Raw genomic sequence first — 17,774 nt, 5'->3', positions numbered from 1 at the left:
TTGATCGGCGTCAAATGTGTGTGGCATGTCGCCAGGCAGTATGGAGGCGGAAACCATCCAGTTTGCGGAGCCGACATGTCCTCGTCCTCGTATCGGGAACTCGAGCGCGATGTTGCGCATCTCAAGGCCGCGATCTCGTTGCTCGAACAGACGAGAGCGTACTTCTCAGTGCGCAGCCCCGTGAACGATCCCGCGTATTGGAAAGCGCGCCTGAGAGCATTGCTGGGGAGCGCGGCATGTGACGATGCGCTCGCTGAGCAAATCGAGCATCTGCTCGGACGACTAGCCCGGATACAAGCCGAGGTCGACGGCGATCGCGGTTCCGTTCGCGGAGCAGGGGCTCGAGCCTCGCACAGGAGCGCTTAGCGCTCCGGCTGGTCCAGCTCGCATAGGGAAAATCTGCGAGGCTTATTCGCCCATCTGCCTGCCCCGCATCGGTAACCGGATCATGTCGACGTGACCGGGCAGATTCCCCGACAATTCGTTTTCCGTGTAGCTGAAATACAGCACGGTGAGGCGGCCCGGATCCAATATCCGGAATACGTGCAATGTGCCGAAAATCGGATCGGTTGTTGCATCGAACACTTGAGCACGCCGAGGCAACTTACCCGTCGGCTCCAGTTTGCCCACCTGATGACAGGACACTTCAGCGTCGGCTGCGCGCGTTGTCGGGGCGTTATCACCGAAGCTGTTCTCGTCATGCGATTGGGAGACGTAACAGGTAACGCCCTTCAGCAGCGGATCGTCATAGGCGGAGATACTGATCTGCCCGCCATAGCGGTGAGAGTGGGTGGCGATTCTCGCTAGTTCTTCAGCTTCAGCGGGGAGAGTCACGCAGATGGCGAGAGTTGCCGAACTGCAGAGTAATGCAAGACAACGTGCCATGATGTGTCTCCCGTTTTCGCCTGGAATGCCGGAACCGAAGCCAACGATGGACGTCTGGCCGGTTAAGCCAGCTTACGAGGCTCGATCTTTTGAAGATTGACCGATATCAACGGGCGCCTTCGTGGGGCGCTGAGTGCAAAGCGTGCTCGACTGCGATCCGGTGCTGAAGAATTAGCCGAGGCCTTGAATGGATGCAACGGCCCCGTGTGGCCTAAGGGCTTTTGTTCTCAACCGCGAAGCGTGGCAGCAAAACGGTGAGTGCGAAGCCCTGGCCGGGAGCGGTCTGGACGATCAGTTCGCCGCTCAACGCTGCGGCGCGCTCCCGCATGCCGATTAAACCGAATGAGCTTGGCGACGGTCGAACATCGTTCCGGCAACCGTGCCCGTTGTCGGCGACCCGCACAATACAATGCGATCCGCTGCTGGAAATCTCCAGCGTGACCTGGGTCGCGCCCGCATGACGCGCCACGTTGGTGAGCGCCTCCTGGACGATCCGGAACACGGCCGTGGAGCTGTCGTGGTTGAAGTCGATATCCTCCGCGTCGATGTGCTGGACGACGGATATCGGGTATCGCGACGAGAACCGTTCGACAAACCACTCGATAGCGGGCAGCAGTCCAAGATCGTCAAGCATGGCGGGACGCAGGTCGGTCGCTATGCGTCGTACGGAGACGACCAGTTGATCGATCAGCGCGTAGATATTGTTCATATCGGCGCCTGCTTTCGGCGCATCGATATCTGTGGCGCGGTTGCCGTTTTTCGCGCATTCGATCTTGAGGGCAGCCAGTTGTTGACCGAGATCGTCGTGCAGTTCACGTGCAATCCGGGCTTTTTCCTCCTCACGGGCGCGCTGGATGTTCGCCGACAGCCGCTTCAGTTCTTCGCGCGACTCACGCAGTGCTTCGTCGGCCAGCCGACGTTCGGTGACGTCGATAATCCATCCAACCATACGGTAGGGTTCGCCGGCCTGATTCCACAGCGCCTGGCCTCGTGCGTGCATCCAGCGGTACTGCCCCGTCTTGACACGTATCCGGTATTCGATCTCATAGCTGCATTTTTGCGCGAGGTGCGCGGCGAGGTGGGTTTTGACCCGTTCGATGTCGTCGGGATGGATAAAGTCGAGAATCGGCTGGCTGTCGTTGGGCAGTTCATGCCCCTCGTACCCCATGATTTCCTTGTACTGGGTCGACAGATAAACGGCGCCTGTCTGCGGGTTCCAGTCCCACAATCCGGCGCTTGCCCCCCTGACTGCGAGCTGAAACCGTTCCTCGCTTTCCTTGAGCGCCATCGCAATCCGATGACGCTCCATGGCGTAGCGTATGGCGCGACCCAGTTCCGATGAGTTGATATCCCGCTTCGACAGATAGTCCTGTGCACCCTCCTGGATAGCCTTCACCCCCACCGACATGTCTTCAAGTCCCGTCAGCACCAGGACGGGCAGTTCGGCGGCATGCTGGTGCAAGGTTCTGAACGTGCCGATTCCTTGTGCGTCCGGCAATCCCAAATCCAGCAGCACGATATCGAATTGCATCGATTGAATACGATCGAGCGCATCGGACAAAAGGGTTGTATGGAACAGGCGGTGCTGGAATTCCAGCACATCGGACAGTGCTTCCTCGATGAGCAGGGCGTCCGTCGGGTTGTCCTCAACGAGCAGGACCCGGACTTCGGGGGGCGCATTCATGATCGGGCGGGGGGCAAAGTCACCACGCCGAACCAGAAGTCACTGATTCTGCGTACAACCTCGACGAACCGCGTGAAGTCGACGGGCTTGGTTATGTAGCAGTTCGCGTGCAGCCCATAGGTCCGCGCCACATCTTCTTCTGACTTGGAAGTCGTCAACACGACGACGGGAATTTTCATCAGATCGGGATCTGCCTTTAATTCCTGCAGAACTTCACGTCCGCTCTTTTTGGGGAGGTTGAGGTCGAGAATGATCAGGCCGGGCCGCGGCGCGTCGCTATGTTGACCTTCCCGCCTCAGAAATTCCATCGCCGCCACGCCATCCCCGGCGACGTGCAACGGGTTGAGAAGCTTGTAGTAATCGAACGCTTCACGCGTGATCATGACGTCAGTCGGGCTATCTTCGACGAGAAGAATGTGAATCAGATCGTCAACTGCCTGGGTCGGCATGCGCTACTCCTACGGGGTATGCTGTGGTGGGATACGGGCTTCACGATCTTCCGCCTTCAAGGTAAAGAAGACCGTCGTTCCGGCGCCCGGTTGGGACTCGATCCAGATGCTTCCTCCATGCTGCTCGACGATACGCTTGCATAGCGCGAGCCCGATGCCCGTTCCTGGGTAATCGGCCCGGGAATGAAGGCGCTGAAAGATCATGAATATGCGGTCGAAGTATTGCGGGTCGATGCCGATACCATTGTCCTTTACCGAAATGACCCAACTATCGCCCTCACGGCGCGCACCGATGTCGACGCGCACAGGCCGATCGACCTGTCGAAACTTGACGGCATTGCCGACCAGATTCTGAAACAGTAGCGCCAGTTGCGTCGGAATGGCCATGACGCAAGGCAGTGCATCCCGAGTGATCTGCGCGCCGGACTCCTGCAGCACGACGCTCAAGCTCTTCAGTGCCTGATCAAGTGCGGCCGCACAGGCAGTCAACTGCTGAACCGCGCCCGACCGTCCGACACGGGAATAGGAGAGCAGGTCGTCGATCAGCTTTTGCATTCGCGTGGCGCCATCTACGGCATGCGTGATGAACTCCTCCGCGCGCGCATCGAGTTGTCCTTGATAGCGGCGCTGAAGCAGCTGAAGGGGCCCCGCGACGGCGCGTAGCGGTTCCTGTAGATCGTGCGACGCCACGTACGCAAACTGTTCGAGATCCTGGTTTGAGCGCGCAAGCTCTTCTGTCCGGCGCATGAGTTCGTGTTCCGCGCGCTTTCGCTCCGTAATGTCGACTATGGCGGCGAGCACGAAATTTTCATTGGAGGTTCTGACGGGGTTGAGCCCGATCTCCACGGGAAACTCCGAGCCATCCCGGCGACGGCCGTACAGATCGCGACCCGTGCCCATCGGGCGCGGTTTCAGATCATGTAGATAGGCGTTCCGCGAAACCTCATGACCTCTCCGAAAGCGTTCCGGCACGAGTGTTTCGATCGACTTCCCGAAGAGCTGCTCGCGGTTGTAGCCGAACAGGTTCTCGGTCTGCGCATTCACGAGAACGATCTTTCCGTCCTGCCCGACCATTACCATCGCATTCGGCGCAGCTTCCACCACTTGCCGGAAGCGCTCCTCCAGGCGTCTGCGTTCTGTGATGTCGACGATAGCTGCAAGTACGAAGATGCCCTCCGTCGTCGTAACAGGGTTCAGGCCGATCTCGACGGGAACTTCGGTACCGTCCTTTCGTAGCGCAAACAGATCACGGCCCGTCCCCATCGGTCTGCTTCTCGGGTCGCCGTAGAACATGCGACGGAACTCGGGATGCGCGCGGCGCATGCGCTCGGGGACGAGCATATCGACACTATTTCCGACCAGTTCGTTGCGTGGATAGCCGAAGAGCTTTTCCGCCTGCACGTTCACGAGCACGACGAGACCTTCGCGATCCGCCATCACCATCGCGTTGGGCGCGGCTTCGACGACCTGGCGGAAAAGCTCGTGAGTCAAGCTGCTCAGTTGCCTGTACGGTTCCATTCGATTCCCGTCGTTAAAGATGCCGCCGCCGACGCCTGGCCTGGGCGGCGCTCATGCCGCGATCGCGGTAGCTGATGGATAGCCTTAGGGGCATACGAAATATGATCGCTCGTTTCTGTGCCGATGTGTGCTGCCGCCACCTCCGCGCATGCCAGATAGGCATCCGGGTTTTCCCTTTCCCGCGGCGACGGGACCGTAAGACGGCAGCGTAAGACCGAACCGTACACGGGGCGAGGCCCGAGCCGGGGCATCCCGCCGTCGCACGGATTCGCGAGGGCGAGCCGGTTGATACAAGTCAACGACGGCAGTCCGGCGCACGCGATGATGTCAGGGTGGCCAAAGCGATTGGCGAGGCGCGGTGAGTTGGAACATGGGGAGGCGAAGATGGGCATTGGCATGCAGATCGTCTATCTGGGCTTCTGTGGGACCGCACGGCTGGAAGGCGAGGCTGCCGCGCAACTCGTGCGGCTCGAACGTTACAGCGGTCTTCTTTCGAATTGCCATCTGGCAATCGAGGAAATTCATTCGCCGTCGGCGAGACCAACCTACGACGTCCGCCTTGATCTGATCACTCGCACGCGCGACCTCAAACCCATCGAACATTGTTCGAGCGAAGATGCTGAGCACGCTGTCCGCTGTGCGTTCGATGCTGCGGAAAAGGAACTTCAGGCCACTGAGAATGCGACGAAGCAGCGGAGGCAGTAAAGTCTGGGGGACGGGGAGATGCAGGTTCAGCCGTCACCTTCGGCGAACACGCCGCTCTCGGGATCCGATTCTGTGTTGTCGACACATTGAATGTGCCACTTACCGATAACGGGCGCGTGATGAGCATGCCGGTACCACAACGCTTGCCCCGAGTCGCCCTCACGCGGACCGTTGACGGCGCCCAGATCGAGCCCTGTGAGTTCACAGATCGCACGGTCGTGGTCGGCGCCATGAATCCGCGTGTTTCCTTTCGGGGACGCCAGATTGCCCCATTCCGGCAGATCGATCACTGCGTGTCCTTCCCGTGACCATTTGCGCGATCCGCGGTCGAGCCAGAGAACGGCATATGCTGTGTCAGCGCATTGAAATGTATCGAGGTGGACCGTAATTCTCATTGGTATCTCCGTAATCGATAAAGCTGGCAGACACGACAAAAGGTCATTGCGACATCACCCACTCGATCAGTTTGTGTGCATCCTCGGCGGACAGCGGACCGCCGCGTTCGGGCGGCAGCGGCATCGGCGTGTCGCCCCAATGCGCACGGCCACCTTTTCTGAGCTTGATTTCCAGCATTGATCTCGCATCTGGAACGTCCCTGTAACGGTCCGCGATCTGTCGAAACGATGGCGCAAGAAAGGGCGCATCCGTCGTGTGACAGAACATGCAATGCTGTTGGTCGACCAGTTCGGTCGGTTCATCGACGCGTGCATTGGCCGTGTTCATTCCGGCAGCGAAGAGACCTGATGCGAAGGCAAGCAGGATGGACCAACGGGGATGGCTCACGGTAGACGCTCCTCTTTGATTCGGGTGATTTGCCATTAATCGACGACGTCCGACAACGATCGTCTGGGCGAGTGATCGACCCGCGGACCACGGCCCATACGCAGCAGCAACTGCGGGAACGCATCGACTTCAAGCAGGCTTCTTAACGTTTCGCGCAGCGTTGATACTTCGATAGGCTGATTGAGGTACGACGCCGTCAGTCCTCTCGACGCCGCGAGTAGCAGCATCCGTTCTAGCGCCTGCCCGGTTGCAAGCCACGCTTCGCGGTCGTCGCGGTCCGTCGAGATACCGACAAACAGCGGCGACCCTTCGACAAGCCGCTGATGCGTGGCCGGCGCGCCGGCGCCAACGTCAAATACACGAACGACCGTCGTGACGAGAGGCGCCGCGAAATCGAGCAGCCTGCCGACAGCCGCGCCATACGCGGGCATACCGTCGTCCCGGCGGTGTGGATGAATCCAGCTCGCCAGCTCCCTGCGAAAGCGCGCATCGGCGAATTGCGCATGGTCCGCCTCAGCGATCAGTTGAGCGATTGCGTGGCGCGTAGTCTCGGCTTCGACGCAGGTCGCGAGGGCTCCTTCCGCGTCGCAGGCGGCGGCCAGATCCGACTGAAGATCGGGCTCTACGGGCTTGTCGACGAACGGCGCTCGGGTCGTCACGCGAGACGTCAATGCAGCGAAGAGATCGGCGAGCGCCTTGTCGACATGACCGTCTCTCGAGACTCGCAACTGAGCGACGATGTCGGGATCGGATTCGGAGGGAAAGACGGCGATTGCATACGACAGCCCGAAGTGGCTCAATGCGACCCGCAGGTTGAGCAGCGCTGCACCACAACTAATGAGCAGCTCGCGATCGAACGGGTCGACAACGGGCAACGCCCGCGTGCAGTCCGCGCATACCTGAACAGCCGGTCCGTCGACGATGAACCGCCACGGCTGCGTGTTGTGATTGGAAGGGGCGAGAACCGCGTACCGCAGTGCAAATCGCAACTGCTGTTCGAGTGGCGCTTGCGCATCGAAATCCTTTTCGTTCAGCTCCCACGCCGACGGCGTTGTCGCGGTGTTCATGTGAGATGTCCTTTGCCCGTACGACGTGGATGTCCTTTGCCTGCTATTCATCGTGGCATGTCACAGCGACTCATCGTTGAGGCAAATCAACGTCTATACTGAGGCGGCGCCAGCCAGCACGCCTCATTACCACCGACGTGGCTCAACCTGCTTCCCGCCGCGCCCGGTCACACGTTCGCGAGCCCTTCCGGGTCGACGATCCGGACCGTCTTTCCGTTGGCATGGACGAGATGCCCACGCTGGAATTTCGAGAACATGCGGCTCACGGTTTCGAGCTTCATGCCAAGGTAGCAGCCGATTTCCTCGCGCGTCATGCGCAGGTGGAACTCGGCGGCCGAGAAGCCGCGCGCCTTGAAACGCCTGGAGAGATTGAGCAGGAACGTGGCCACGCGCTGCTCCGCCGACATGGTGCCGAGCAGCATCATTTGCACAGAATCCCGCACGATCTCGCCGCTCATCATCCGATAGATGTGATGCTGCATGGACTTCACTTCGCGACAGATGATCTCGAGCTGCGCGAACGGAATGATGCAGACGACACTGTCCTCAAGCGCGATCGCGTCACAGTTGTGCTGGCCGGCACAGACACCATCGAGGCCAAGCGTTTCACCTGCAATCTCGAATCCTGTCACGTGCTCGCGACCGTCACGGTGCATGACGACTGTTTTGAACGACCCAGCCCGTATCGCATAGATGCTCTTGAACGAGTCGCCGGCGCGATACAACGTGTCGCCGCGTTTGACCGCCCTCGTGGAGCAGATGATGGTATCGAGCTTCGACAGATCTTCTGCGCTCAGCTCGGGAGGCATGCAGATCGAGCGCATCGAACATGACGAGCAGCGTGCCGTGCCGTGACGCGGCGCATCGCTGTCTTGAACGGGCCGGATCGGAATGACCGCGGCGGCGCGGCCCGGAACATGATTGGACGTCTGCGTGTTTGCGGCAAGCATCTTTGTCTCCTCAATTCTCGTCTGCGCGCGCATGCGTGCGGCGACTCGCGATGAACCAAGTATTGGCGCTCGTATCGCAAAAAGGTATCGGCGGTGCTTTAACCGGAGATAGGAGGTGAGGCAGCGAGGCTAGGAATAGTCCTACCAACGCCGACGTCAGAATGCCTATTTATAGCTCGTCGTCCTCGATGAGCTTGTAACGAATCGCGTAACGTACAAGCGCGTTCTCATTCGGCAACTGCATTTTCTCGAGTACGCGTGTCTTGTGCGTGCTCACGGTCTTTACGCTCACACATAATTCATGAGCGATCTCCGTAATGCTCTGGCCGGCGACGATTCGTCTGAAGACATCGAACTCCCGGTCCGAGAGCCGCTGATGCGGTAACGCTTCCGCGGGCTCGTTCAGGGTTTGTGCCAGGCGTTCGGCCATCGCCAGGCTGATGTACACACCTCCGCCCGCTATCTTCGTGACGGCGTTGACCAGCTCCACGCTTGCGCTTTCCTTCGTCAGATATCCCGAGGCGCCCGCTTTGAATGCGCGCACCGCGTACTGCTGCTCGGCATGCATCGTCAGCACGAGGATGCGCAGCGCGGGCTGCTCGTCCTTGATCTGCCGGATCAGTTCGATGCCGTTGCGGCCCGGCATCGTCAGATCGAGAACGAGCACTTGCGCCGGCGTAGAGCGAATGAGCGCGATGGTGGTGATGCCGTCCCATGCTTCGCCGGCCACTTCGAAACCGCTGGCGCTCTGGAGAATGTGGCGCAGGCCGTCGCGTACGAGCGCATGGTCATCGGCCAACAATACCTTGATCATGGTTGGGTTTCTTCCTGGCTCACGAATTGCAGGGGAAACTTGATCGTTTTCGCGAAGCGGCCGTCGGTCCGGACGACAACGCGTTGTTGCTTGACACGCGCTTGACCTGCGTTGCCTGGCACGATTGATGACCGTGCTTTTGATTGTACGCGTTCTTGCGTCGCCCGCGTGACCGTCGAACAAATCGCCGGCAGGCATGACTCGCATGCACCCCGCTCTCAGCGTTTTGTGCGCTTACATAAAAGCGCTATTGTCCCCCGTCCTGATGACAGCCCGTCGTTCGGTTGACCTGAGTCAACCGGCGAGCGGGGCGCCGTCACACACTGCCATTCATGCAACTTTCGCTGCCGTTCGAGGTAGCCCACGTCTGGAGATGCACCATGTACGACCGGATCCTTGTCGCGCTCGACGATAGCGCCAGCGCAGAGATGGCGCTGCGCGAGGCGGTCAGGCTCGCGAAACAGTCCAGAGGCGTGGTGTATGCGCTGTCCGTGGTGGACCGTGGCCGATGGCCGGGGGAGGTGAGCGCACGGTTGGAGTTCGAACGGGAGCTCCCTGCCGCGCCAAACGTTGCCACTCGCATGTTCGACGTGGCAACCGAACTGTTCCAGGAGTCGGGCGTCACCGGGAAGACGCGGGCGATCGATGCATATGGCGAAAGCGTGTCGGAGGTAGTGGCACGCGCGGCCGAAGAATGCGATGCCGATATTATCGTGATCGGTACGCATGGAAGGCGCGGCGCGCAGCGGTTCTTGCTCGGCAGCGTCGCAGAGTCGCTCGTGCGCTCGACGCAGCGGCCAGTTCTGCTACTCCGGCACGACGGCTAGGCGCACGCCAACGAGCGTGCCCGGTCGCGACGCGGCGTCTTGCCCGTGCGATTGCTGCTCGCACGCGATTCATCCCGCGCTCTTTCCGAAGCGGCAATTTGGTGTGTGGCACCGACGCGATGGACATCGGCGGCACACGCATGCCTTGCGTCGCGTTGATTCCCGTTGTTGCGCCACAGCGCTCAATGCGACATCAGCACAGGCAATGTCATCGATTCCAGCATTGTCCGGGTTACACCACCGAACACGCGTTCCCGTGCGCGGGAATGGCCGTAAGCGCCCATGACGAGCAGATCGATATGCATATCCGACGCCCTGTTGAGCAGCGTGGCGCCCGCATTCGCCCCGATGTGCCTGGGCGTTGCAGAGAACGATGCATTCACGCCATGTGTATCGAGCCACGCTGCGACATCGATTCCCACGGGCGCTTCGCGGGCGCCGTCAGCGTGTTGCACTATGTCGACGGTCACATAGCGGGCGTTCTCGAGCAGCGGCAGTGCGTCGGCCACTGCGCGAGCGGCTTCGCGGCTGCCGTCCCAGGCGATCAGTACATTTTCGCCGAGCGCTTGCACGGTACCCGCGTGAGGAACGACGAGGGCGGGGCGGCCCGCATCAAGGATCAGGTTGCCGACGAAATTGGGCGCGACATACGAAGCAGCGTCTTTCGAATCGTCCTGACCCAGGATCAGCAGGTCGGCGTGGCGGGCATGGAGCGTCGCGACTTCCTGCGCGGGTCCGCGCGGCGCGCGCCATTCGACGCTGCCATGACCTGCCCGTTCCGCAGCAGCGAGAAAGCTGTCATGCGCCTTCTGCCGAAGTTCGGAGTGCCGTGCTTCGAGTTCCGCGAACGGGCGGCTTTCGCTCTTTCTGAGCGCGCCGGGCAGCAGGTCGGTGCAAACGGTATAAAGCCCGATGAGATGGGCGTCCCAGCGCTTCGCCAGATCAAGGGAAAGCGCGATCCGGGCTGGGCTGTGACGGCTATCGTCAATATGGACGAGCAGCGTCTTGTAGCTCATGTCAGTTCCTTTTCGACGGGAATGTCGGTTGCCGTTCCCGACGGCACGTCGTCGGTGCGCACAGGAATCATCAGAACGGGGCAGCTGGCGCCTCGCAACACGCGTTCGGCGACGCTTCCCAGCACCATCCGGCGGAAGCCCCGCCGGCCGTGCGTGCCCATGACGATGAGATCGGCATGCCACTCATGAGCCATTTCATTGATGCGATGGGCGACGTCCTCTCCGGGCGCGGCGACTTCCACGACTCGCGGCGCGCCTGCGACGCTGCGTGTTGCGATACGTGCGCTCGCATCGGAAGTGATGCGCTTGCCTTCTTCCTCGAAAGCGTCCCGGATGATGGAAGGGTCGAAGCCGGGGACGCCGTAGGCGATCGCGGGCACGTCGATCACATAGAGCGGCAGCACGTGAGCACCGTGCTCGGCGGCAAGGTCCAGAGCGATATCGAGTGCGCGCGACGCGGTGTCGCTGCCGTCGAGTGCGACGAGTATGCGCTTGTACATGGCAAAGCTCCCGCGGCTAGTGTGAAAAGAGAACGGGCACGGTCATCGACCGGAGCAGCGTTCGCGTGGCGCCGCCCATCACCAGCTCACGCAAGCGCGTATGCGCGTAGGCACCCATTACGATCAGATCGCAACCGAGATCGGCCGCCTGCGACAACAGCACCTCTCCGACGGGCGCGAAACGTTCGACGTTGACCTCGCGTACCTCAACCTTCACGCCGTGACGCGCAAGCGTGAGCGCAATGTCGGCGCCCGGAATATGCAGTCCCGCCGGCTCGTCGCGATCGGCGTTGACGGTGAGCAGGGTGACGCTTGCCGCATACGACAGAAAGGGTATGGCATCGTGGAGTGCGCGAGTCGCTTCGCGGCTGCCGTCCCAAGCGATCAGCGCATGCTTGCCGCAGTCCGTGTACGAACCGCTCGATGGCATCAGAAGGACGGGCCGGCCAGCCGCCATAATCAGGTTCTCGACAAACTGCTCAGCAATGAACGACTCGGGGTCGTTCAGGTCCGTCTGACCCGCGACGACGAGATCGGCAAGGCGCGCGTAGGGGGGCATCGACTCATTCGGATAGCCTTGCGCGGAGATCCACTGTCCGTCGACTTCCAGTCTCGCCAGCTCGGCGTGAAAGAGCCGTTTGAGTTCGTCGCACCGCTCCTGCCGTTGGCGCTCGTGTTCGGCGTAATAGCTGGCCGTGCCGGCCATGATGAACAGGGCGTGCGAGTCGGGGATATAAGCCGAAAACACACCCGTCAGTCTCGCCTGGAAACGGCGTGCCAACTGCAATGCCAGCTCGAGCCGCGCACCTGTATGTGTGCTGGTATCCAGATGAACAAGAATGCTTTTATAGCTCATCGCCGCTACTCCCGATGGAAGACGGATTGACGGGCAGCGCCCGCAGTGTAATGGAGTCTATGATCCGTTCTGCCATGTCCGTTGATGCAGATCAACCGTCCACCGGCCGCCCGCCAGCTTGATACATGTCAATCGCGATGGAGTGCGGGTGACTAGAGTGGAAATCGAACCTTGTGCCGAAACACGGACCGCATTCCATCAGGAGCATGCATGATGAAGCGCTTACCGGACGCTGCTGCGTCGTTAGAAATGTGCCGGGCCGAACTCGCCGAGCCGATCCGGCTTACCGAACTCGCGGAAGACTGGCGGCGCGATCTGAACGCATTGGCGAGCCGCAGCGTCGGACGGGATCGCGATGCCGTTCGTCGCATCGAAGCGGCGCTCACGCAATCGGGCGAGGACGAAATGCTGAGCGCGGTGCGCGCGCCTGCCAATACGGCAACGACAGGAGTCTGAAATGAAAACAAAGCGTGTGGCGTTTGTCACGGGTGGCATGGGCGGCTTGGGCGCGGCGATCAGCAAGGCGCTTGACGACGCGGGAATCAACGTGGCGATGTCATATTCGGCACGTAACGATCACGTCGCGACGTGGCTGACGAAGGAGCGCGACGCGGGTCGCAATTTTCATGCGTACGCAGCCGACGTTGCAGACTTCGATTCGTGCGAGCGCTGCGCGCGGCGCGTGCTCGACGAACTCGGATCGGTCGACATCCTCATCAACAATGCGGGCATCACGCGCGATGGCACATTCGCGCGCATGAGCAAGACCGATTGGGACAGCGTGCTGCGAACCGATCTTGACGGCTTGTTCAACATGACAAAGCCATTCTTGCCGGGCATGGTCGAGCGCGGATTTGGACGCATCGTCAACATCGGATCGGTCAACGGCTCGCGGGGGGCGTTCGGACAGACCAACTATTCGGCGGCCAAGGCCGGGGTTCATGGTTTCACGAAGGCGCTCGCGCTGGAAGTCGCCAAGCGTGGCGTGACGGTCAACACCGTATCGCCGGGCTATCTCGCAACGGCGATGGTCGAGGCGGTGCCGCGCGACATCATGGAAGCGAAAATCTTGCCGCAGATTCCCGTCGGGCGTCTTGGGCGGCCCGAGGAAGTGGCAGCGCTGGTCGCCTTCCTATGTTCCGATAGCGCGGCGTTTATCACAGGAGCCGACCTGGCCATCAACGGCGGCATGCACATGGAATGAGGGTGTCGCGCCGACGGGAGCGCACAGTGGCCGCCAGATGGAGGTCACACATGCATGTCGGAGGCTCGCAGTGCATTTCTTGTCGTGTACTGCTCGCGCAGCGGCAAGACCCGGCGCATCGCCGAATGGCGGGTCCCGGCAGTGTTGCGTACGCTGACAGCGGACGAGATCGAGTCTAAACAACGGGTTCCGTCCGCCGCGCCGGAAAACAGAGCGGCATGGCCGTTCGCTTGCCCGTCAGACACGCAGCGAGCCGCGCAGCGTACCGAAGTCCGTGCGCGGATGCCGGTGAACAGGCGAGCGGTCCTGGGTGGAGAAAGTGGGTTTGTCCTGATCGGCATGAAGGGCTGCAGCCAGATCGAACGGAAAGCGATGCAGTGATGCGTTGTATTGGAGCGCCGCTTCGTCGTAGCGCGCTCGCGCAGCCGCGATGCGCGCCGCCGACGACGCAAGCCGCATCTGCAGCGTCCGCAAGCGGGGTGCCGTGTCGAGCCCGCGCACGGATTCGCACACGACGAGAAGTTGCGAGATCGCCTCTGTCATCTGACGTTGCGCGACATCGAAGCGCTCGAACAACGCACGCTCGTCGACGAGAGCGGGTGTCGCATGCAAGGCTTCGATGGCGGAACGGGCGTCGGCGATGTCCTTGAATGTCGATGCCTGTGCGGGCAGATAGTGGCGGGCGAGGGCGATGGCCTCATCGGCCAGTCCGAGGCGTTCGTCGTAGCGCGTGATGACATCGGAGAAGGCTGCCTTCACCTGCTCATCCGCGTGGAGCGACGGGGCGATTCCGCAGCCGGCCAATGCATGCAGCGCAAACAGGATGGGAATGATCAGCAAGGCTTTCATCATGTCGATCGTGCTCCATGTCCGGGCTATCGGATCGAGCGTAGACGCCCTCGCACATAACGGATTGATCGCTGTCAATCGCCGCACGTTTTCGGAGGACCGCGCTGGATATCGTTCACGCGATGCGGGCATTACGTGCAGTCATTGATCAGGATCAGTTGTGTCGAGGCGCCCGCCGTTATCTTGAAGGGGTTCAGGAATTCGACGTGGAGCACAGGACGTGTCGATTCGCGAGAGTGGAGGCGCCGGCCAGGCCGCAAGCATGGCTGCGACGGGGCGCGTGATCGCGGCGCGGGGCGCCGTTGTCGATGTCGATTTCGCCGGCGATGCGCTGCCGCCCATCGACACCGCCATGTTCATCGCCGCACCCGATGGTCGACAGCCGATTCTCGCCGAAGTACAGGCACACGTGAGTGACACCGTGGTGCGCGCGCTCGCGCTGCAATCGACGGCGGGGATTGCGCGCGGCACGCTCGCGCATTCGACTGGCCTGCCGATCGAGGTTCCCGTGGGCCCCTTGACGCTCGGTCGGCTGTTCGACGTGTCGGGAACTGTCCGGGATTCGGGCGCGCCGCTGCCGCGCGACGTCGAGCGCCGTGCGATTCACCGTGCACCGCCGGCGCTCGCTGCACAACGCGGCGCGACCCGGCTGTTTGCGACCGGGATCAAGATGATCGACCTGCTCACCCCGCTTGCGCATGGCGGCAAGGCCGCGATGTTCGGTGGGGCCGGTGTCGGCAAGACGGTGCTGGTGATGGAACTGATTCATGCGATGGCCGAACAGCACAGCGGCATCTCGGTGTTCGCGGGCGTCGGCGAGCGCTCGCGCGAAGGTCACGAGATGCTCGCTGACATGCGCAGTTCGGGCGTGCTGCCGCGCGCCGTGCTGGTCTACGGGCAGATGAACGAGCCGCCGGGCGCTCGCTGGCGAGTGCCGCTGACGGCGCTGACGATCGCCGAATACTTCCGCGACGAACACCATCAGAATGTACTGCTGCTGATGGACAACGTGTTTCGGTTCGTTCAGGCGGGGGCGGAAGTCTCCGGGCTGCTGGGTCGCATGCCGTCGCGGGTGGGCTATCAGCCGACGCTTGCGAGCGAGGTTGCGGCGCTGCAGGAACGAATTGCGTCGGTGGGCGAGACGGCCGTGACGGCGATCGAGGCCGTCTACGTTCCCGCCGATGATTTCACCGACCCCGCCGTGACGACGATTTCGTCGCACGTCGACAGCATGGTGGTGCTCTCGCGGGCGCAGGCGGCCGAAGGCATGTATCCCGCAATCGATCCCATCGCCTCGACGTCCGTCCTGCTCGATCCGCTTGTCGTCGGCGATGAGCATGCAGACGTCGCCAATGCCGTACGGCGTGTGATCGAACATCAACGCGAGTTGCAGGACGTGATCGCGCTCCTCGGCATCGAGGAACTCGGTGCGGACGACCGCCGGATCGTGAAGCGGGCTCGCCGTCTGCAGCGCTTCCTGACGCAGCCGTTCTCGGTGACGGAAGCGTTCTCCGGACAGCCTGGCCGGTCGGTCGCGTTGACGGATACGATCGCCGGCTGCAAGGCGATTCTCGATGGCGAGTGCGATGAGTGGCAGGAAAGCTCGCTGTACATGATCGGTGCGCTCGACGAGGCACGCGCGAAGGAGACGCGTGGCACGCAGACGGGCGCCGCCGCCGCTGCCGTCTGACGGAGGCGTGCCCATGACGGACCCAACGCTCGATTTGACCATCGCGACACCGGCACAGGTGGTGGTCGATGGCTTACCGATCGCCTCATTGCGCGCGGAAGACGAAAGCGGCGGATTCGGCATCCACGCGGGACATGAGGACATGGTGACGCTCCTCAGCGCATCCGTCGTGAGGTGGACCACGCCGGACGGCCACGCGCATTGCTGCGCCGTGGATGGTGGCGTACTGATCGTGTCGAATGGCGCGGCCGTTTCGATCGCATGCAGGGAAGCGGTGCAAGGCGAATCGCTGCAACGGCTGGAGGCGAACGTGCACGGCGTGCGCGCCGCACAACTGGATGCGATGCGTCGTGCACGTGTCGAGCAGACGCGTCTGCATGCTCACGCTGTCCGGCAGATGTTGCGTTACCTGCGTCCACAGAGGGCGCGCGGAGTAGGCGAATGACGAGACAGCGGAACGGACATGTGACACCGGACGATCGGGTCGCCAACGCCGCACGCCGCGCCGCGAATCGCGACGCAATGGGGCGCGAAGACCGGGAGCCCTCGCTCGCCGCGCGGCTCGGGCAGATCGGCATTCTCGGCTGGACGATCGTTTTGCCGACACTCGCCGGTCTCGCGCTGGGTCGCTGGCTTGACCGGCTGATGGGAACGCGAGTGTTTTTCTCGGCGCCGCTTCTGATGCTCGGCGCCGCGATCGGGTTCTGGTCCGCATGGAAATGGATGCATCGGCAGCAAAGGAGAGATCGTGACTAGTACCGTTTTCGCGCATCTGCATGGCGCGCTGGCAGTGTTCGTCGCCGGGTTTGCAGTCGGATTGCTCGTCGGTGCGGCGCACTTCGCTTCGCTACGCTGGAATGCCGCGCTTTTTGTCGCAGGGTGCCCGGTTCGCGCGCTGGCGCTGCAACTGTCGCGTTTCGCGCTGACGGCGGCCGTGTTCATCGTATTGGCGAAGGTGGGCGTGCTGGCCTTGCTCGGCGGGACGGGCGGCATCATGTGGACGCGCAGCATCGCGCTCACGCTCGGGCGAGCCGAACCATGATCCATTCGCCACTGACCACCGTACCCCTGATGCACGTCGGTCCGCTCGGCATCAGCGCGCCCGTGGTGGCTGGCTGGGCGATCGTTGCGTGCCTCGCGATCGGCGCTGCGCTGCTGACGCACAGCCTGTCGATCGCGCCCTCCAGAATGCAGACGGTACTCGAACTGCTGGTCGAAACCATCGATGCCCAGGTTCGTGACACGATGCAAACCGACCCGGCGCCCTATCGCGCGCTGATCGGCACGCTCTTCCTGTTCGTGCTGGTCGCCAACTGGTCGTCGCTCCTGCCTGGCGTCGAGCCGCCCACGGCGCATCTGGAAACCGATGCCGCGCTCGCATTGCTCGTGTTGCTCGCGACAGTGGCGTACGGCGTGCGCTCGCGCGGCGTGCGCGGCTACCTCGCTACGTTTGCCGAGCCGACGTGGGTGATGATCCCGTTGAATATCGTCGAACAGCTCACGCGAACCTTTTCGCTCGTCGTGCGCCTGTTCGGCAATGTGATGAGCGGCGTGTTCGTGATCGGCATCGTGTTGTCGCTCGCGGGCCTGCTGGTGCCGATTCCGCTGATGGCGCTCGATCTGCTGACGGGCGCCGTGCAGGCGTACATCTTCGCCGTGCTCGCGATGGTGTTCATCGGCGCTGCCGTCGGCGACACGCAGCATCAGGTTGACAACAACAAGGAGCACGCATGAACCTGATCGAAGTCATCAGCATTGGCGCGGCGGCACTCGCAGTATCGTTCGGCGCGATCGGTCCGGCGCTCGCAGAAGGCCGTGCGGTGGCGGCTGCGATGGACGCGATCGCGCGACAGCCCGACGCGGCGGGCACCTTGTCGCGTACGCTGTTCGTGGGCCTTGCGATGATCGAGACCATGGCGATCTACTGCCTCGTGGTCGCGTTGCTGCTGCTGTTCGCCAATCCTTTTGTGAAGTGAC

At 62.0% G+C, this 17,774-nt stretch carries 24 protein-coding genes; 11 read left to right on the top strand and 13 right to left on the bottom strand.

The window, feature by feature from the left end:
• Positions 1-75 precede the first annotated feature (75 nt).
• Entirely contained in the window at positions 76-366 is a 291-nt protein-coding gene (locus BPHY_RS05815; protein ID WP_012400550.1) for a hypothetical protein, read from the top strand.
• Positions 367-408: 42 nt separating this feature from the next.
• On the opposite strand, the gene BPHY_RS05810 is transcribed toward BPHY_RS05815, so the two are convergent.
• The 4 genes from BPHY_RS05810 to BPHY_RS05795 all read right to left on the bottom strand — a co-directional run bounded on the left by BPHY_RS05810 (position 409) and on the right by BPHY_RS05795 (position 4,536).
• The gene (locus tag BPHY_RS05810) at positions 409-885 is read right to left on the bottom strand and encodes a CreA family protein (protein WP_012400549.1); all 477 of its coding nucleotides are present in this window, start codon (positions 883-885) and stop codon (positions 409-411) included.
• A 211-nt stretch (positions 886-1,096) separates the two neighbouring features.
• Positions 1,097-2,569 carry a hybrid sensor histidine kinase/response regulator gene (locus BPHY_RS05805; RefSeq protein WP_012400548.1) on the bottom strand — a complete coding sequence of 491 codons (1,473 nt, stop codon included), beginning with the start codon at positions 2,567-2,569 and terminating at the stop codon, positions 1,097-1,099.
• Positions 2,566-3,018 carry a response regulator gene (locus tag BPHY_RS05800; RefSeq protein ID WP_012400547.1) on the bottom strand — a complete coding sequence of 151 codons (453 nt, stop codon included), beginning with the start codon at positions 3,016-3,018 and terminating at the stop codon, positions 2,566-2,568. Before BPHY_RS05800 ends, BPHY_RS05805 begins: the two co-directional genes overlap by 4 nt.
• Before the next feature lie 9 nt (positions 3,019-3,027).
• Positions 3,028-4,536 carry a sensor histidine kinase gene (locus tag BPHY_RS05795; protein WP_012400546.1) on the bottom strand — a complete coding sequence of 503 codons (1,509 nt, stop codon included), beginning with the start codon at positions 4,534-4,536 and terminating at the stop codon, positions 3,028-3,030.
• A gap of 384 nt (positions 4,537-4,920) precedes the next feature.
• Here BPHY_RS05795 and BPHY_RS05790 point away from each other — a divergent pair, with 384 nt between their 5' ends.
• Entirely contained in the window at positions 4,921-5,241 is a 321-nt protein-coding gene (locus BPHY_RS05790; protein WP_012400545.1) for a hypothetical protein, read from the top strand.
• A 26-nt stretch (positions 5,242-5,267) separates the two neighbouring features.
• On the opposite strand, the gene BPHY_RS05785 is transcribed toward BPHY_RS05790, so the two are convergent.
• From BPHY_RS05785 to BPHY_RS05765, 5 genes are all read right to left on the bottom strand, one after another.
• On the bottom strand, positions 5,268-5,636 hold the full coding sequence (locus BPHY_RS05785; protein ID WP_012400544.1) for a DUF3564 domain-containing protein: 369 nt from the start codon (positions 5,634-5,636) through the stop codon (positions 5,268-5,270).
• Positions 5,637-5,679: 43 nt separating this feature from the next.
• Positions 5,680-5,964 (bottom strand): c-type cytochrome, encoded by a 285-nt coding sequence (locus BPHY_RS05780; protein WP_176061958.1) that lies wholly within the window; start codon positions 5,962-5,964, stop codon positions 5,680-5,682.
• A gap of 95 nt (positions 5,965-6,059) precedes the next feature.
• A complete protein-coding gene (locus tag BPHY_RS05775; RefSeq protein ID WP_012400542.1) occupies positions 6,060-7,091 on the bottom strand; it encodes an Acg family FMN-binding oxidoreductase in 1,032 nt (343 codons plus the stop codon).
• 167 nt (positions 7,092-7,258) lie between these two features.
• Entirely contained in the window at positions 7,259-8,041 is a 783-nt protein-coding gene (fnr, locus tag BPHY_RS05770; protein WP_012400541.1) for a fumarate/nitrate reduction transcriptional regulator Fnr, read from the bottom strand.
• Between the two features lie 169 nt (positions 8,042-8,210).
• The gene (locus tag BPHY_RS05765) at positions 8,211-8,855 is read right to left on the bottom strand and encodes a response regulator (RefSeq protein ID WP_012400540.1); all 645 of its coding nucleotides are present in this window, start codon (positions 8,853-8,855) and stop codon (positions 8,211-8,213) included.
• 380 nt (positions 8,856-9,235) lie between these two features.
• On the opposite strand from BPHY_RS05765, the gene BPHY_RS05760 reads away from it, so the two are divergent.
• Complete coding sequence (locus BPHY_RS05760) at positions 9,236-9,682, top strand: universal stress protein (RefSeq protein WP_012400539.1); 447 nt, start codon at positions 9,236-9,238, stop codon at positions 9,680-9,682.
• A gap of 182 nt (positions 9,683-9,864) precedes the next feature.
• Here the strand turns inward: BPHY_RS05760 and BPHY_RS05755 are convergent, their stop codons facing one another.
• From BPHY_RS05755 to BPHY_RS05745, 3 genes are read right to left on the bottom strand one after another with little or no spacing between them, the layout of a single operon-like run.
• A complete protein-coding gene (locus BPHY_RS05755) occupies positions 9,865-10,698 on the bottom strand; it encodes a universal stress protein (protein ID WP_012400538.1) in 834 nt (277 codons plus the stop codon).
• The gene (locus BPHY_RS05750) at positions 10,695-11,198 is read right to left on the bottom strand and encodes a universal stress protein (RefSeq protein WP_012400537.1); all 504 of its coding nucleotides are present in this window, start codon (positions 11,196-11,198) and stop codon (positions 10,695-10,697) included. The genes BPHY_RS05755 and BPHY_RS05750 overlap by 4 nt, the downstream gene beginning before the upstream one ends.
• 16 nt (positions 11,199-11,214) lie before the next feature.
• Positions 11,215-12,054: a universal stress protein gene (locus BPHY_RS05745; RefSeq protein ID WP_012400536.1), complete on the bottom strand. Its 840-nt coding sequence runs from the start codon at positions 12,052-12,054 to the stop codon at positions 11,215-11,217.
• A gap of 210 nt (positions 12,055-12,264) precedes the next feature.
• Between BPHY_RS05745 and BPHY_RS05740 the strand changes: the two genes are divergently transcribed.
• On the top strand, positions 12,265-12,510 hold the full coding sequence (locus BPHY_RS05740; protein WP_012400535.1) for a hypothetical protein: 246 nt from the start codon (positions 12,265-12,267) through the stop codon (positions 12,508-12,510).
• 1 nt (position 12,511) lies between these two features.
• A complete protein-coding gene (locus BPHY_RS05735; RefSeq protein WP_012400534.1) occupies positions 12,512-13,258 on the top strand; it encodes a beta-ketoacyl-ACP reductase in 747 nt (248 codons plus the stop codon).
• Between the two features lie 237 nt (positions 13,259-13,495).
• On the opposite strand, the gene BPHY_RS05730 is transcribed toward BPHY_RS05735, so the two are convergent.
• Complete coding sequence (locus BPHY_RS05730; protein WP_012400533.1) at positions 13,496-14,110, bottom strand: LemA family protein; 615 nt, start codon at positions 14,108-14,110, stop codon at positions 13,496-13,498.
• Between the two features lie 259 nt (positions 14,111-14,369).
• Here BPHY_RS05730 and atpD point away from each other — a divergent pair, with 259 nt between their 5' ends.
• Genes atpD through BPHY_RS05700 form a run of 6 tightly spaced genes read left to right on the top strand, consistent with a single transcriptional unit; the run spans position 14,370 to position 17,773 of the window.
• Positions 14,370-15,797: a F0F1 ATP synthase subunit beta gene (atpD, locus tag BPHY_RS05725; RefSeq protein WP_052306063.1), complete on the top strand. Its 1,428-nt coding sequence runs from the start codon at positions 14,370-14,372 to the stop codon at positions 15,795-15,797.
• A gap of 13 nt (positions 15,798-15,810) precedes the next feature.
• Complete coding sequence (locus tag BPHY_RS05720; protein ID WP_012400531.1) at positions 15,811-16,242, top strand: F0F1 ATP synthase subunit epsilon; 432 nt, start codon at positions 15,811-15,813, stop codon at positions 16,240-16,242.
• Entirely contained in the window at positions 16,239-16,553 is a 315-nt protein-coding gene (locus BPHY_RS05715) for an AtpZ/AtpI family protein (RefSeq protein WP_012400530.1), read from the top strand. The genes BPHY_RS05720 and BPHY_RS05715 overlap by 4 nt, the downstream gene beginning before the upstream one ends.
• Entirely contained in the window at positions 16,546-16,839 is a 294-nt protein-coding gene (locus tag BPHY_RS05710; protein WP_012400529.1) for an ATP synthase subunit I, read from the top strand. Before BPHY_RS05715 ends, BPHY_RS05710 begins: the two co-directional genes overlap by 8 nt.
• Positions 16,836-17,531 (top strand): F0F1 ATP synthase subunit A, encoded by a 696-nt coding sequence (locus BPHY_RS05705; protein WP_012400528.1) that lies wholly within the window; start codon positions 16,836-16,838, stop codon positions 17,529-17,531. The genes BPHY_RS05710 and BPHY_RS05705 overlap by 4 nt, the downstream gene beginning before the upstream one ends.
• On the top strand, positions 17,528-17,773 hold the full coding sequence (locus BPHY_RS05700) for a F0F1 ATP synthase subunit C (RefSeq protein WP_012400527.1): 246 nt from the start codon (positions 17,528-17,530) through the stop codon (positions 17,771-17,773). The genes BPHY_RS05705 and BPHY_RS05700 overlap by 4 nt, the downstream gene beginning before the upstream one ends.
• The last annotated feature ends 1 nt before the right edge of the window (position 17,774 follow it).

The sequence above is a fragment of the Paraburkholderia phymatum STM815 genome, from assembly GCF_000020045.1.
Lineage (GTDB): Bacteria > Pseudomonadota > Gammaproteobacteria > Burkholderiales > Burkholderiaceae > Paraburkholderia > Paraburkholderia phymatum.
Note: the sequence above shows the minus strand (reverse complement) of the source record. Positions and strands in the feature narration are given on the sequence as shown.